Source organism: Thermomonas sp. XSG, assembly GCF_014678725.1.
In the GTDB taxonomy this organism is placed as follows: domain Bacteria; phylum Pseudomonadota; class Gammaproteobacteria; order Xanthomonadales; family Xanthomonadaceae; genus Thermomonas.
This window is the reverse complement of sequence record NZ_CP061497.1, coordinates 1827465-1841026: the sequence shown is the minus strand read 5'-3', so window position 1 is coordinate 1841026 and position 13562 is coordinate 1827465. Positions and strand designations below refer to the sequence as shown.

The 13562-nt window shown below is 66.1% G+C and carries 14 protein-coding genes, 1 tRNA gene and 1 pseudogene; 7 read left to right on the top strand and 9 right to left on the bottom strand.

The window, feature by feature from the left end:
- The first annotated feature begins 3 nt into the window (after positions 1–3).
- The 6 genes from ICG51_RS08680 to ICG51_RS08655 are packed head-to-tail and all read left to right on the top strand — an operon-like array spanning position 4 to position 5857.
- A complete protein-coding gene (locus ICG51_RS08680) occupies positions 4–1041 on the top strand; it encodes a type II secretion system protein GspK (RefSeq protein WP_190279993.1) in 1038 nt (345 codons plus the stop codon).
- Positions 983–2071, top strand: a complete 1089-nt coding sequence (locus ICG51_RS08675; RefSeq protein ID WP_190279992.1) for a hypothetical protein — start codon at positions 983–985, stop codon at positions 2069–2071. Before ICG51_RS08680 ends, ICG51_RS08675 begins: the two co-directional genes overlap by 59 nt.
- Complete coding sequence (locus ICG51_RS08670; RefSeq protein ID WP_190279991.1) at positions 2068–2652, top strand: hypothetical protein; 585 nt, start codon at positions 2068–2070, stop codon at positions 2650–2652. The genes ICG51_RS08675 and ICG51_RS08670 overlap by 4 nt, the downstream gene beginning before the upstream one ends.
- Entirely contained in the window at positions 2649–3140 is a 492-nt protein-coding gene (locus tag ICG51_RS08665) for a hypothetical protein (protein ID WP_190279990.1), read from the top strand. Before ICG51_RS08670 ends, ICG51_RS08665 begins: the two co-directional genes overlap by 4 nt.
- Entirely contained in the window at positions 3137–5290 is a 2154-nt protein-coding gene (locus ICG51_RS08660; RefSeq protein ID WP_190279989.1) for a secretin N-terminal domain-containing protein, read from the top strand. The genes ICG51_RS08665 and ICG51_RS08660 overlap by 4 nt, the downstream gene beginning before the upstream one ends.
- Positions 5291–5299: 9 nt before the next feature.
- A complete protein-coding gene (locus tag ICG51_RS08655) occupies positions 5300–5857 on the top strand; it encodes a hypothetical protein (RefSeq protein WP_190279988.1) in 558 nt (185 codons plus the stop codon).
- Positions 5858–5932: 75 nt separating this feature from the next.
- Here the strand turns inward: ICG51_RS08655 and ICG51_RS14370 are convergent.
- From ICG51_RS14370 to ICG51_RS08640, 3 genes and pseudogenes are all read right to left on the bottom strand, one after another.
- A pseudogene (locus ICG51_RS14370) lies at positions 5933–6322 on the bottom strand (CBS domain-containing protein); the annotation flags it as partial.
- Between the two features lie 392 nt (positions 6323–6714).
- The gene (locus ICG51_RS08645; RefSeq protein WP_190279986.1) at positions 6715–6930 is read right to left on the bottom strand and encodes a YdcH family protein; all 216 of its coding nucleotides are present in this window, start codon (positions 6928–6930) and stop codon (positions 6715–6717) included.
- A 440-nt stretch (positions 6931–7370) separates the two neighbouring features.
- On the bottom strand, positions 7371–8633 hold the full coding sequence (locus ICG51_RS08640; RefSeq protein WP_190279985.1) for an OmpA family protein: 1263 nt from the start codon (positions 8631–8633) through the stop codon (positions 7371–7373).
- Positions 8634–8724: 91 nt separating this feature from the next.
- Between ICG51_RS08640 and ICG51_RS08635 the strand changes: the two genes are divergently transcribed.
- Positions 8725–9831, top strand: a complete 1107-nt coding sequence (locus tag ICG51_RS08635; RefSeq protein WP_190279984.1) for a PilT/PilU family type 4a pilus ATPase — start codon at positions 8725–8727, stop codon at positions 9829–9831.
- Between the two features lie 24 nt (positions 9832–9855).
- Here the strand turns inward: ICG51_RS08635 and maiA are convergent, their stop codons facing one another.
- The 6 genes from maiA to rplM form a co-directional block, all read right to left on the bottom strand.
- Complete coding sequence (gene maiA, locus ICG51_RS08630) at positions 9856–10521, bottom strand: maleylacetoacetate isomerase (RefSeq protein WP_190279983.1); 666 nt, start codon at positions 10519–10521, stop codon at positions 9856–9858.
- 77 nt (positions 10522–10598) lie between these two features.
- Positions 10599–11588: a fumarylacetoacetate hydrolase family protein gene (locus tag ICG51_RS08625; RefSeq protein ID WP_190279982.1), complete on the bottom strand. Its 990-nt coding sequence runs from the start codon at positions 11586–11588 to the stop codon at positions 10599–10601.
- A gap of 91 nt (positions 11589–11679) precedes the next feature.
- On the bottom strand, positions 11680–12426 hold the full coding sequence (locus tag ICG51_RS08620; RefSeq protein WP_190279981.1) for a 2OG-Fe dioxygenase family protein: 747 nt from the start codon (positions 12424–12426) through the stop codon (positions 11680–11682).
- Between the two features lie 102 nt (positions 12427–12528).
- Positions 12529–12603 (bottom strand) — tRNA-Gln (locus ICG51_RS08615).
- A gap of 78 nt (positions 12604–12681) precedes the next feature.
- Complete coding sequence (rpsI, locus tag ICG51_RS08610; RefSeq protein WP_190279980.1) at positions 12682–13074, bottom strand: 30S ribosomal protein S9; 393 nt, start codon at positions 13072–13074, stop codon at positions 12682–12684.
- 12 nt (positions 13075–13086) lie between these two features.
- Positions 13087–13515 carry a 50S ribosomal protein L13 gene (rplM, locus tag ICG51_RS08605; protein ID WP_190279979.1) on the bottom strand — a complete coding sequence of 143 codons (429 nt, stop codon included), beginning with the start codon at positions 13513–13515 and terminating at the stop codon, positions 13087–13089.
- Positions 13516–13562: the final 47 nt, after the last annotated feature.

The window sequence follows — 13562 nt, the reverse complement described above, 5'->3', positions numbered from 1 at the left end:
TTCGTGCTGGTGATCGTATTGGCGACACTGGTAGTGCTGACGCTGCTGGCCACCGCGGTCGCCACCTCGGCAGAACGCGCGATCCGCGCCGCGCAGGAGGACGCCGATCGCTTCGAGGGGGAGCTGGCCATGACCGGCACCCGCGAGACGCTGCTGTTCATGCTGGCCACGCAGCGCCAAACGCTTGCCGGATTGACCGTCAACGAATCCGATGCCTCCGCGTCCACCGCCCAAATGGCCGAGGACCCTGACGGACTGACTGTCCTCCCGGTTGGCAATGAAATCCGTCTCGACGGCACCGAGTATCAAGGCTTGGAGACCGCCCGCTTCGCCCTGCAGGACGACCGCGGCCTGCTGAGCGCCAATTGGGCCGGGCCCGCTCTGCGCTATGCGCTCTATGACTCTCTTAACGTGCGGGAAACCGAATGGGACGGCCTCGATGCCAAGCGGTTGGACTACCAGGACCCCGACGACCTGCACCGTCTGAACGGGGCGGAGAAAGACCAGTACCGCAGGGAAAATCTGCCTCCACCAAGCAACCGGACTCTGGCCACGCCGCTGGAGCTACGCCGGATCCCCGGGTGGCGGGAAATGCTTGCAGGTGTGGACGACGCACAGCTGCTATCCATGCTGACACTGTCCCGCAGCGTGGACATGAACATCAACACCGCTCCTGCTACCGTCCTGCAACTGTTGCCGGGCCTGCCCCGCCGCACCGCGGAGCGCATGGTCGAGTTGCGCCGGGCGGCACCATTTCTTTCCGTTCGCCGGGCGCAGGAGACCTTCGGCATCGGTGCGGTCCCGGAAGAAAACCTGTCACTATTTGCAATTCCCTCCGGCAACCTTATCCTATGGGATGAACGCTCAGGTGCGCGCCGGCTCCTGCACTGGACGCTTACGCCGCTAGAGATCGACGGACCTCCCTGGCGTATTGACTACGAGGTCACCCTCCCACGTGGCAACGAACCCGATCAGGCCGTGGTTGGCACGCCTCCAACACCGCTTTTCACCTCGCCGGATACGGCTGGGGAGCGACGGTAACCAGCCGCTGGGCGGAGGCCAAGGCGATTCCACGCTTTTCCTCGTTGGCCGCGAGCTGTGTCTGTTCATTGCGCTGGATGCGGGCAAGGTGCCACTCAAGCAGCGCCAGGCTTTTGCTACCCTGGCAGTTCGCCGTGCTGCGCCGTTTCCCGATCCCGAATTCGATGTAGCCTGGAGTCCGACCGGAACAGCGGCGATCTGGTACTGGTCGCGCTCGCGCGTTGATGCCCTGGCCACAGGGGAGCCGGGGCGCCGCAAGCGTTTCGCCGCAGAGGCACTGTACGCAGGCACGCCACAGGCGCGGAGCGTTGAACTGCTGCATTACCGCACAGGGTTCGAGGGGCGTATCTGGAAGGACAACCAGCTGGTAGCCAGTCGCCACTGGCCCGGATTGCCGATGCCTGCGCAATGGCGGGAGTTTCTTCGAGGCTCCAGTCTTGCTGTCGGAGACGTTGTCCCTCTCCCGGAGGCGCGGGACGTAACGTTGGCCAACTCCCCATGGAGCCGCCAGGCGACCAGTAGCGGCACGCTGCAATTGTCGGGATTGGATCAGTACCTGCCCAAGGCGGCCCTCGGGCTTGGCGGGTTGGTTCTGCTGATCGCAGGTATAGAACTTGGCTGCATCGCCCGCGCGCAGGCGGATATCTGGCGCGCGCAGTCAGCCGCAACGCGCCTGGATGCACCGCTCCAGCGCATTCTGGATGCGCGCGATGCCACTGACCGGGCAAGCGAGGAAATCGCAAGCCTGCTATCGCTCCATGGGCTGCGCCCGACCACTTCACTGATGGCCGAAGTCGCCCGGCTCATGCCGAGTGCGGACTGGCAGGTCCAGCGATGGAACCAACCGACGCCAGACACGGTCGAAATTGGTTTGGTTGCGCCCGGCAGCAATCCGGAGCAACTGGTATCGGCTTGGGAAGAGTCACCGATGTTCAAGAACGTCACCACCGAACTCGGCGACGAAAACGAATTGATCGTGAAAGCGAGCATCGTCGCGGCTCCCGGCGTGCCCGAGCAGGCGACTCCATGAAGGCGCTAGACGCGACCTTGCAGAGCCTGAAGGGGCAGGTGGACGCCGCCCCCTGGCTGCGCTGGGCGGGACTGGCGATTGCTCTGCTGCTTGCGGCACTTGCGCTGCAGACGCTGGACGCTTGGCGTGTCGAACGGCAGAAAGCCAGCATCGAGTCCGAACAAGCCCTGCGCAGGATCCTCGCGCTCAAGGGACAGGACGTATGGCTCACACGGGAAAAGAGTGCGCGGCAACTTTGTGATTCGCTCAAGGCCCAGCTGCCGCAGGTCGCGACGCCGGGCATGGCGCAGGCCTCCCTGCAGAACTGGCTGCGCAACATCACCGCAAATTTCGACACCCAGAACGTCGTTATTCGCCTGAATCGCTCCGCCCCGCTCGAGAACATGCCCGATGTACTGCGGGTCAATGCCGCGCTGAATGGCGCCCTCAACCCAAGGCAGGCACTGGCGCTGATACGCCAGATCGAAAGCGCGCCCAATCTTGTCGTGGTGGAAACCGTAGCGCTACAGAGCGACAGTAGCAGCACGCTGCATCTGACGGTCAATGCCTACTACCGCATCGCTGCAGGTACCACTCCGTGATCGCCCACCGCCGCAGCCTGATCCTCATCGCCGCCTTGACGGTCGGGATAGCCGCCGGCGCCGCGTGGCCGCCGCCGCCTCTTCCCAAAGTCAAGGCGGACACGACGTCATGGAGCCTACCCACCACCAAAGATCTTCTGCGCCATAGCCCCCAGGACATGGCCGCGGTGACAAATGGCATGCGCTGGAAGGGCAGCCAGAGCGCTGGTGCAGGCGAGCGCGGCGCGTGGCGCCTGACCGGAATTGTCGACAAGGGTGGCGTCATCGCCATTCTTATCGTCACCCCCAGCAAACCCGATGACGTCAAGCGCATCGCAATTGGCGAAGCCTTGCCGGACGGCAGTGTGCTGCAGTCAGTGCGAGGCGATCTTGCGACCACCAAGCATGACAGCTGCCTTATGACCTATCAGCCGTACCTGCCCGAGGCCGTCGAAAAATCCGCCGGTTGCGAAGCGCCGGAAGCACCTGTCCAAGGAACAATTCAATGATTTTCCGACACCGCACCCTAATTGCCTTTGCTGCGTTCGGCGCAGTGCTGCTGGCAGGCTGCAGCAGTACGCCACCGCTGCAGGTGCCGGGGGCGCTGCAACTGCCTGAGAAACCGCAGACCAACAGCGAGCAGGAGCTCAATCGCGCCAGCGAGGGGCCACAACGCCTCACCCAGACGCCAACACCGAGTGTGGACGGCAGCGGGCCCATCACAGCGGGCACCCACATCAGGGATGAACTGCCGCCGATGTCGGCCGGTCCGGTAAGCGTCAATGTCCAAAATGTACCGGTACCGGTCTTCGCCAACGAAGTATTCGGCAACATGCTCGGCCTGAACATGACGATGTCGCCGGAAGTGGCGAAGCTCCAAGAGCTGGTCACCCTGCGTACCGAAACGCGCCAGCAACCGCGTGATCTTTTCCTGCTATCGCGACAGCTGCTTGCCGAATACGGCGTGGCGGTGAGCGTAGAGGGCAAACTGGTCAAGCTCGCCATCGCCCCGAAGGATTCTTCGCTGGTGCCACCCTTGATCATCAGCGGCCGAGCCCTTCCGCAGGTTCCGATGTCGCACCGCCCGGTATTCCAGTTGATTGAGCTGGACGTGGTGCGCAGTGGCGACGCCGCGCGCTGGCTCTCCACCCTGTTCGGTCAGGACATCAAGGTACTGGAAGAAAGTGGCCGCAACTCCATCATCATCAGCGGCAAGCCGACCATGGTGCGACAGGCCGTTGACGCACTGCGTGTATTCGACCGCCCGCTGATGCGCGGACGGGTAAGCACCCGGCTGGAACCGGCCTTCATGAGCGCCGACCAGCTGGCCGACCGGCTCGTGGATGTCATGAACGTGCAGGGCTACGGCGCCAACCGCACCGTAGGCTCGCCCTCCAGCGTGATCGTCCTGCCGATCACCGTCGCCAATTCCGTTCTGATCTTCGCCAATACGCAGGAAGCTTTGAATTACGCGGTTTCCTGGGCACGCGAATTGGACAAGCCAAGCAAGCAAGCAGGCTCGCAATCGCTGTTCTACTATCAAGTCAAGAACACCAAGGCTGCCGATATCGCCAGCGTACTTTCAGGCGGGAACATCGGCGCTCCCACGGCCGCTGCTTCCAGTGCGGCGCGCCCCGGGGCAAATTCTGGCGCTGCCCCACCGGCAAACTCTGGCTCCGGCGGCTCAAGCCTGACCAACGGCTCCCTGCAGGTGGACGAACCCCGCAATGCATTGATTTACCAGGGCGATCCCGCCCAGTGGGAGCGGATGCTCTCGCTGATCCGGCAGATGGACAAGGCACCCCGCCAGGTAATGGTGGAGGTGACCATTGCCGAGGTCACCCTGAATGATGACAACTCCTTTGGCCTGAGCTGGTTCGCCAAGAACGGGTTCGGGCGCTTCGATGGCAGCACCTGGATGGGCAAGGGCTCGGGAGGCACGGCAGCCGGAGCAGCGGCCAGCAACGGGCTCACCTACCTGCTGGACGTGGCTGGGCAGAACCGAGCGGCGCTCACCGCGTTCGCGGACGACAACCGGGTCAGCATCCTGTCTACTCCGCGCCTTCTGGTGAAGAGCGGCAGCGAAGCCAACTTCGACGTCGGCACCGAAGTTCCCACCGTGACGATGTCCACAACTTCAAATCAGCAGAGCGATGGGAACACCAACCTGCTGCAATCCATCCAATACCGCAAGACTGGCGTGATCCTGCAGATCAAGCCGACCGTCTATTCGGATGACCGGATCGATCTGGACATTACCCAGGAAGTCAGCGAGGCGATGCCGCTGGGCGATAACGCCACCGCAAATTCGCCTTCAATCTTCAACCGCTCTGTGACCACGTCGCTGAGCCTGCGCGACGGCGGCTCGGTGGTACTGGGCGGACTGATGTCTTCACGCCAGACTGACAGCGACTCCGGCATTCCGCTGGTCAAGGACGTGCCGGTCCTTGGCAACCTGTTCAAAAGCAAGAGCCGCAAGAAGAACAAGACGGAACTGATTGTACTGATCGTGCCCTACATTATCGAAAACGACGAGCACGCCTCGGCTGTCAGCCGCGCTATTGTGGATCAGGCCGAGTTACTTGACCTCCAGCAGTATCCGCGACAACCGCAGGCAGCCCCTGCGAAGTTGCCGCCTTCCCCCACCACCCGCCCTTGATCTTCCAAGATGAATAAGAAAATCCTCACCCTCGCCCTGCTCGCCACCATTGCCTTTACCGGCTGTGCCCGTCGCGAGGAGGCGGAACCGGTAGCGGCAACCGAACGGGTTGCGCCCGCCGCGGCCTCCGAAGCCGAAGCAGAAAAGCTTGTGCCCAAGGCCACCATCGCCCCTGTCTACGCAGAGATCACGCTTTCGCCGCAGGCGGAGACGCTGCTGAAGTCCAAGGGGGAGAAGGTCCTGGTGACCGCCACCTATGCCGGAGACCCTCGCGCCTCGGAGCAGGCACAGAAGATGGCTGACCCGGTATCCGGCATGATCAAGCTCGGCGAGAATACGCAGACGCTTGATGGCGCCGGCAAGGTGGTCTTCGAGGACGATGTCATTGACAAGGCAAAGCTGGACGCGATCGTCGGCGAGGTCCAGCTGACCATCAATGTGACTTCGGCCAAGACAGCTGCGTCGCAGAACCTGCTCGCTTGCCCGTTTTATTGGAAGACCCTAGCAGAGGCAGGCAGGGAGCAGGTCAAGATCGCCTGTACGACGTTCGACGAGGTCAAGGAATAAACTGCCAGGCTGCTTGCCCGGAAGGAAGTGAAAAAGGGGCGCAAGCCCCTTTTTCGTTTCTGGCTGGCTGACGCTTCACCCCACCCGCCGCCGCAGGTGGTTCAGCAGGTCGATTCGGGTGATCAGGCCCAGGAAACGGCCCGCGTCCATCACGATGGCGACGTGTCCGCGGTCGAACACCGGAAGCAGCGCTTCCACAGGCGCGCGCACGTCGACCTTGTCCAGCCTGCTGACCATCGCCGCCGACACCGGATCGGTGAAGCGGGCTTCATCGCCATAGACATGCAGCAGCACGTCGGATTCGTCCAGCATGCCGACGATGTGCTCGCCCTCCATCACCGGCAGCTGGCTGACGTCATGCGCGCGCATCCGCTGCCAGGCGGTGCTCAGCAACTCGTCCGGCGCGACCGTCACGGTGCCGTGGTCGGCGAAGGGTCGGGGGATGAGATCGCGCAGGTCGCCGTACGTGGTGTCGGCTGGCTCGCTCGTGGCCTGCAACGCCTGCACGATGCCCTGCCGGCCGGCCTCGAGCCAGGCCTGGATCCGCTCCGGCGGCAGCTGGAAGTGCGCAGCGGCACCCGCCACGGTGGTTCCACCCTGCAGGAGATCCAGCACCAGCGCCGCCTTGCGCTGCGCGGTCCAGTGGGAAATTGCGTCGTTCATCGCTGCGCCCGGGAAACTACGCGCAAAGGGTAGCATCCGGGGCAACGCCATTGACCCCGCCTTGCAAGCGGTGGGTGGTTGCGGCGCTGCCGCGTCGGGCCATCCCGGATGGCCTATGGCGGGACGGCGGCAGCGGAACACGGCCGCCGCCATCCCGCGTCGCGAACGCCCGTCACGGGGTCGTTCGCGCGCCTTCAGTTGGCGCGTTCGTACATCTGCAGCAGGCGTTGCTTCGCGGCCAGCTTCTCGCGCTTCATCTGGCCCAGCGTGGCGTCATCGATGGGCAGCACGCCGAGCTCGGCATCGAGGACCTGCTTGTCGAGTTCCCGGTGGCGGAAGTACAGCTGCCTGAACTCGCTGTTCGCCTTCATCATCGCTTCGATCTCAGCCTGGGGTTGCGCTTCGAACATGAAAGCCTCCTGATCGGCAATGCGCCACCCGGCTGGCAGCCCGGTGGCGCGGGGGGAACGGCGGCTTGCGCCACCGGGTGAAACGCAGCCGGCGGCGGGCCGGGCTGCGGAGCTGGCAGGCATGCGCTGCGCGATGCCGGTGCGAATGGCGGGGCCGCAAACGGAAACGCCCCGGCCGGCAGGCACAGGGCGTTGCGGAATCACGGGAGCGGCCGGAACGGGACGGGCATTCACCACCCACCCGCCTCCGCCGCGCTGGTGGCTTGCGGCGGCGATCTCCGGGTTGTCGAACGGGTCATGCACAGGCCGGCCTCCGGCCGGACGACCCGTTGAAATTCGGGTCGTCCGGGTATCCGACCCTACGCCTGCCGGAACGGCTTGGCAAGTGTCCGCGCCGGCCGTGCCCGGACCGTCTGAATCACAAGCAAGCTGTTGTTTTTTCAGGGTTTCGTAGCGACAACAATGTCCACGCGACGGTTCTTCGCCCGCCCCGCGGCACTGCCGTTGTCGGCCACCGGCTCTGCGGCGCCACGGCCCTGTGCACTGACCCGGTCGCGCGCCAGTCCGGCGGCCACCAGGCTGGCACGCACCTGCTGGGCGCGCTGCTCGGACAGCGTCCGGTTGGCCGCCGCGTCGCCCTGGCTGTCGGTGTGCCCGATCACCTGCACCGCGCCGCCCGGCAACGCCGCGAGGTAGATCCCCAACGCCTTGACGCTGGCGGCGGCGGAACTGGTCAGCTTGGCCTGCCCGGACGCGAAGGCATCGCCGGCCAGGGTGAAGACCTCGCCGCGCGCGTCATGACGCAGCGACGGCAGCTTGGCGCCAGCGACCAGTTCGGCTTCCTTGCGTGCCAGCGCCGCCTCTTTTTCGCGGGCGGCGTCCAGCTTGTCCTGCTGCGCGGCCTGGGCACCGCCCAGCACCGCCTCGACCTGCTCCGCCTGCGCGCGCAGGCGCGCTGCTTCCTCCGCCTGCAGCTGGGCTTGCAGGCGCATGCGCTCCGCTTCCGCGCGCGCGGTTTCGGCGTCGCGGCGGCTTGCCTCGATCAGCAGCTCGCTGCGCTCGCGCTCCAACCGTTCGATCTCGCGTTGCGCGGCTTCGATGCGCGCCGCCTGTTCGGCAATGCCGACCCGCCGTTCCGCCTGTGCCAGCGCAGCCGGCAGATCGCGGCGCGGCACCGTGGCCAGTGCCGCCAGCGCCTGTCGCGCCTGCAGGCGCTCGTACTGGGCGAACGACCCCAGCCGCGGATCGGCGTCGAGCGCTTGTGCGCGCTGTTCGACGCTGCCGGCGGGCACCGGCAGATCCAACGGGTCATCGGCCGGCGGCACGTCCCCGATCTGCAGGCGCGCACGCAGTTCGGCGATTTCCGCCCGCTTCTGCAGCAGCTCCGCCCGGGTCCGCGCAGCGTTGCTGCGCACCCGAGCCTGGTCGGCTTCGGCCGTGGCCGCCAGCGCCGCGGCGCGCGCCTCGTCATCGCGGCCGCGGGCCATCGCGTCCTGCGCGCGCTGCAGGCTGGCGCGGGACGCCTGCAGGGCCTCCGCCGCGTATTGGTCGGCATCGACCGACTCGGCGCGCAGCACCGCCTGCCGCGCGGCATCCAGCTCGGCAGTGGGCGGAGGCAGGCTGGCGCAGCCGCTGGCAAGCAGCGTGCCGGCAAGGATCGGGGCATACAGCGCGATGCGGAAGTGTGCGAAGCTTTGGCGCATGGGAGGTCGCGGCTCGTTGTTACGTCGCGGCCATTGTGGGAAGCCATCGCCGGCGATGCAAACCCCGGCCGACGCGCAGCAAGGGAGCCTCATGGATATCAGCCATTACTTCAAGCTGATGGCGGAGAAGGACGCCTCGGACATGTTCCTGTCCACCGGCGCGCCTGTGAACATCAAGATCGAGGGCATGCTGCAGCCGATGAGCGACAACCCGCTCACCGCCGGCGAATGCCGCGACATCGCCTATGGCCTGATGGACGCCGCCCAGATCGCCGAGTTCGAGCGCGAGAAGGAACTCAACATGGCGATCTCGGTGCCCGGCTGCGGCCGCTTCCGCGTCAACGTGTTCCAGCAGCGCGGCGAAGTGGGCATGGTGATCCGCGCCATCCGCAGCATCATCCCCAGCATCGAGGAACTGCAGCTGCCGACGGTGCTCAAGGACATCATCATGGCGCCGCGCGGGCTGGTGCTGATCGTGGGTTCCACCGGCTCCGGCAAGTCCACCACGCTGGCATCGATGATCGACCATCGCAACAGCACCAGCACCGGCCACATCCTTACCATCGAGGACCCGATCGAGTACCTGCACCGCCACAAGCTCTCGGTGGTCAACCAGCGCGAGGTCGGGCTCGACACGCACAGCTTCCACGCCGCCCTGAAGAACGCGATGCGCGAAGCGCCGGACGTGATCCTGATCGGCGAGATCCGCGACGCCGAGACGATGGAAGCGGCGATCGCGTTCGCCGAGACCGGCCATATCTGCCTGGCCACGCTGCACTCCAACAACGCCGACCAGACCATCGAACGCATCCTCAACTTCTTCCCCGAGGGTGCGCACAAGAACGTGTTGATGAACCTGGCGTTGAACATGAAGGCGATCGTCAGCCAGCGCCTGGTGCTGGGCGTGGACGGCCGCCGCATGCCGGCGACCGAGGTGCTGATCAATACACCGCTGATCCGCGACCTGCTGCGGCGCGGGCAGGTCCACGAGATCAAGGCCGCGATGGAGGAGTCGCTGCAGGATGGCATGCAGAGCTTCGACCAGTGTCTGTTCCGCCTGCACAAGGACGGCCGGATCGAACTGGAGGAGGCGCTGAAGGCGGCCGACTCCCGCGACGGCTTGGCCCTCAAGTTCCGATTGTCCGAGGGCGCCAGCGGCGAACACGACCCCTACGCGGACGTGTTCGCAACGCACTGAGCCAAGGGGCACGCCCCCGGCCCGTTATCTTGTGACGGGTGCGTCCGGCTGGTTTTCCGGTCGCGCCGCGTCGAACGCCGGCAGCGCCAGGCAGGAAGCCTCGATCCGGGCGAGCGTGGGATAAACCGCCATGTCCACGCCGAAACGGCGCGCGTTGTAGATCTGCGGCACCAGGCAGCAGTCCGCCAGGGTGGGCGTTTCGCCTTCGCAGAAATCGCCGGTGGACGGATGTTCCGCCAGCAGCGCCTCGGCGGCGGTAAAACCCTCAGTGATCCAGTGCTTCACCCACGCATCGCGCTCGGGCTGCGGCACGTTCCACTCGCGCTCGAAATACTGCAGCACGCGCAGGTTGTTGAGCGGATGCACGTCGCAGGCCACCAGCAGCGACAGCGCGCGAACACGTTGGCGCGCGCGCGCGGTGGCCGGCAGCAGCGGCCGGTCGGGCCAGACTTCGTCCAGGTACTCCAGGATCGCCAGCGACTGGCCCAGCCGGCGCTGGCCATGGCCCAGCGTCGGCACCAGTTCCTGCGGGTTGATCGCGCGGTAAGCCTCTGAATGCTGCTGGCCGCCGTCCTGCACCAGATGCACCGGCACGATCTCGTAGGGCAGGCCCTTGAGGTTCAGGCCGATGCGCACCCGGTAGGCGGCACTGGAACGCCAGTAGGAATACAGCTGCAGCGGCTCACTCATGCCCGACACCTTAGCGCGGCGGCAGCGCGGTGCAAGACCGCTGGTGCCGCCACTTCGGCCGTCCGCCCATACGCACCTCAGGGCAGCGGCTGGGGCTCGATGCGCTGCTCGATGGCGCCGAAGATGCTGCCGCCTTCGCGATCCAGCACCTCGATGCGGACGGTGTCACCAAACGACATGAACGGCGTGCTGGGTTTGCCGTCGCGCAGGGTTTCGACGGTGCGCCGCTCGGCGAAACAGGACGCGCCCAGCGCGGTGTCCTCGTTCGCCACCGTGCCGGAACCCACGATGGTGCCAGCCGACAGTGGCCGCGTCTTCGCCGCGTGCGCGACCAGCTGGGCGAAGTCGAACTGCATGTCCACGCCGGCTTCCGGCGCACCGAACCACTCACCGTTGACATGGGTGAGCATCGGCAGGTGCAGCTTGTTGTCCTGCCAGGCCTCGCCCAGTTCGTCCGGGGTCACGAACACCGGGCCCAGCGCGCTGCGCGGCTTTGACTGCAGGAAGCCGAAGCCCTTGGCGAGTTCCGACGGGATCAGGTTGCGCAGCGAAACGTCGTTGACGATCCCGACCAGCTGGATGTGGCCGGCGGCCTGCCCGGGCGTCACCGCCATCGGCACGTCGTCGGTAACGATGACGACCTCGGCCTCGAGGTCGATGCCGTAGTCCTCGCTGACCACCTTGATCGGGTCGCGCGGGCCGAGGAAGCCGGCGCTGACCGCCTGGTACATCAGCGGATCCACGTAGAAGCTCTCCGGCACCTCCGCACCGCGCGCGCGGCGCACGCGCTCCACGTGCGGCAGGTAGGCGCTGCCGTCGACGAATTCGTAGGCGCGCGGCAGCGGCGCGGCCAGCGCCTGCACGTCGAGGTCGAACGCGCCGGCTGCGTTGCCGGCATTGAGGTCCTCGTACAGCGCGTTCAGGCGCGGCGCGGCGTTCTCCCAGTCTTCCAGCGCCCGCTGCAGGGTCGGCGCAATGGCGATGGCGCGTACGGCGCGCGCCAGATCCCGCGACACCACGATCAGGGTGCCGTCGCGCCCACCTTCCTTGAGAGAACCCAGCTTCATGGTGACCTCGTGCGTCAGTTCATTAGTTGCAATTGTAACGACAACCCCGCCATCGAACAGGCCAGCCAGTGCCGGCCGGGTCGGCGGTCGATCAGGCATCACCCAGAAAGCCGCTCGCCCGGAACGTCAGCACCAGGGTGTCGCGGTGGCCGCCACTGGCGTCGAGGGGCTGGATCGGCGTGGACTCGTGAATCACGCGCGCGTCGTCCATCAGCAACAGCGACCACGGCTCGTCCAGGGTGAAGCGCTGGCCGTCGGGGCCGTTGGCGGCGAACACGCGGGTTTCGCCACCCTTGATCGCATGCCGCGCCACCAGCAGCACCGCCACGAAATCCACGCCGTCGCGGTGCGCGCCTTCCGGCGTGGGTCGGCCCAGGCCATCGCTGGTGTCGATGCGGAACTGGTGCGCCTCCACGTGCCAGCGCGCCACCGCGGGCCGCTGGCGCGAACAGGCACGGGCCAAGGCATGCACCAGTGCGGGCCACGCCGGCTGCGCCACCGTGGCCGGCGCCACCGGCTCGAACCAGCGCTCCATGCCACCGTGCAGCGCGTTGTATTCCACCGGCTGCCAGTGCATGCGGTGCGGCACCTGCCGCAGTGCATCGCCTTCGACCACGAAGCAGGCATGGCGGCGCCGGCGGTAGCGGCCGCCGTCCTTCAGGTATTCGTCGAGGCGCAAGTCGTCCCAGCTGGGCACCAGCGCCTGCAGCGCTGCGGGTGCAACGCCGGCCAGCGCCGCCACGTCGGCCGCGCCCAGCACCACATAGCCACGCGCGCGCAGCACGTCGTCCAGTGACGGCAGCGGCACGGCAGGCGGGGCGAAGTGGGCGACAGGCATGGCGGCATTCCGGGCGGGAGACGCGATTGTCGCATCGCGCCTCCACGGGCAAAACAAAACCCGCCTTGCGGGCGGGTTCTGTTGGTATCGCGACTTCGAATGTGGCAGCCCCGGATGGATTCGAACCACCGAATGCCTGAGTCAGAGTCAGGTGCCTTACCGCTTGGCGACGGGGCTATGGAGCAAATTGTACCGCGTTCGGCGTGAAGTGGAACACGCCGTGGCGCCGGCGAACCGGCGCCATGCACGCCAGGATCAGCGCTTGGAGAACTGGGTGGCGCGACGGGCCTTGTGCAGACCGACCTTCTTGCGCTCGACTTCGCGGGCGTCACGGGTCATGAAGCCGGCCTTGCGCAGCTCGGTCTTCAGGGTTTCGTCGTACTCGACCAGCGCGCGGGCGATGCCGAGGCGGATCGCGCCGGCCTGGCCGGTGATGCCGCCGCCGGTGGTCGTGACCACGATGTCGAAGCTCTCGGTGTTCTTGGTCAGCTCGAGCGGCTGGCGCACGATCATGCGCGCGGTCTCGCGGCCGAAGAACTCGTCCAGCGGACGGTCGTTGACGGTGATGTTGCCGCTGCCCTTGCGCAGGAACACGCGGGCGGTGGAGGACTTGCGGCGGCCGGTGCCGTAATTCTGGGAAATAGCCATGATGATCGGACCTTAGATGTCGAGCGGCTGCGGCTGCTGGGCGGCATGCGGGTGCTCGGCACCAGCATAGACCTTGAGCTTGCGGTACATGGCGCGGCCCAGCGGGCCCTTCGGCAGCATGCCCTTGACCGCGATTTCGATGACGCGCTCCGGGTGGCGCTCCAGCGCCTGGCCCAGCGACTCCGTCTTCAGGTTGCCGATGTAGCCGGTGAACCGGTGGTACATCTTGTCCCGCATCTTGTTGCCGGTCGCCACGATCTTGTCGGCATTGATCACGACCAGATAGTCGCCGGTGTCGACGTGCGGGGTGAAAACGGGCTTGTGCTTGCCGCGCAGGCGATAGGCCAGTGCTGCGGCCAGACGGCCCAGGGTCTTGCCCTCGGCGTCGACGACGTACCAGTCACGCTGGACGGTCTCGTTCTTGGCGATGAAAGTCTTCATTGGGAACTCTTTTTCAGGGGTACCTGGTCGGGCTGGTTCCGGTTCAA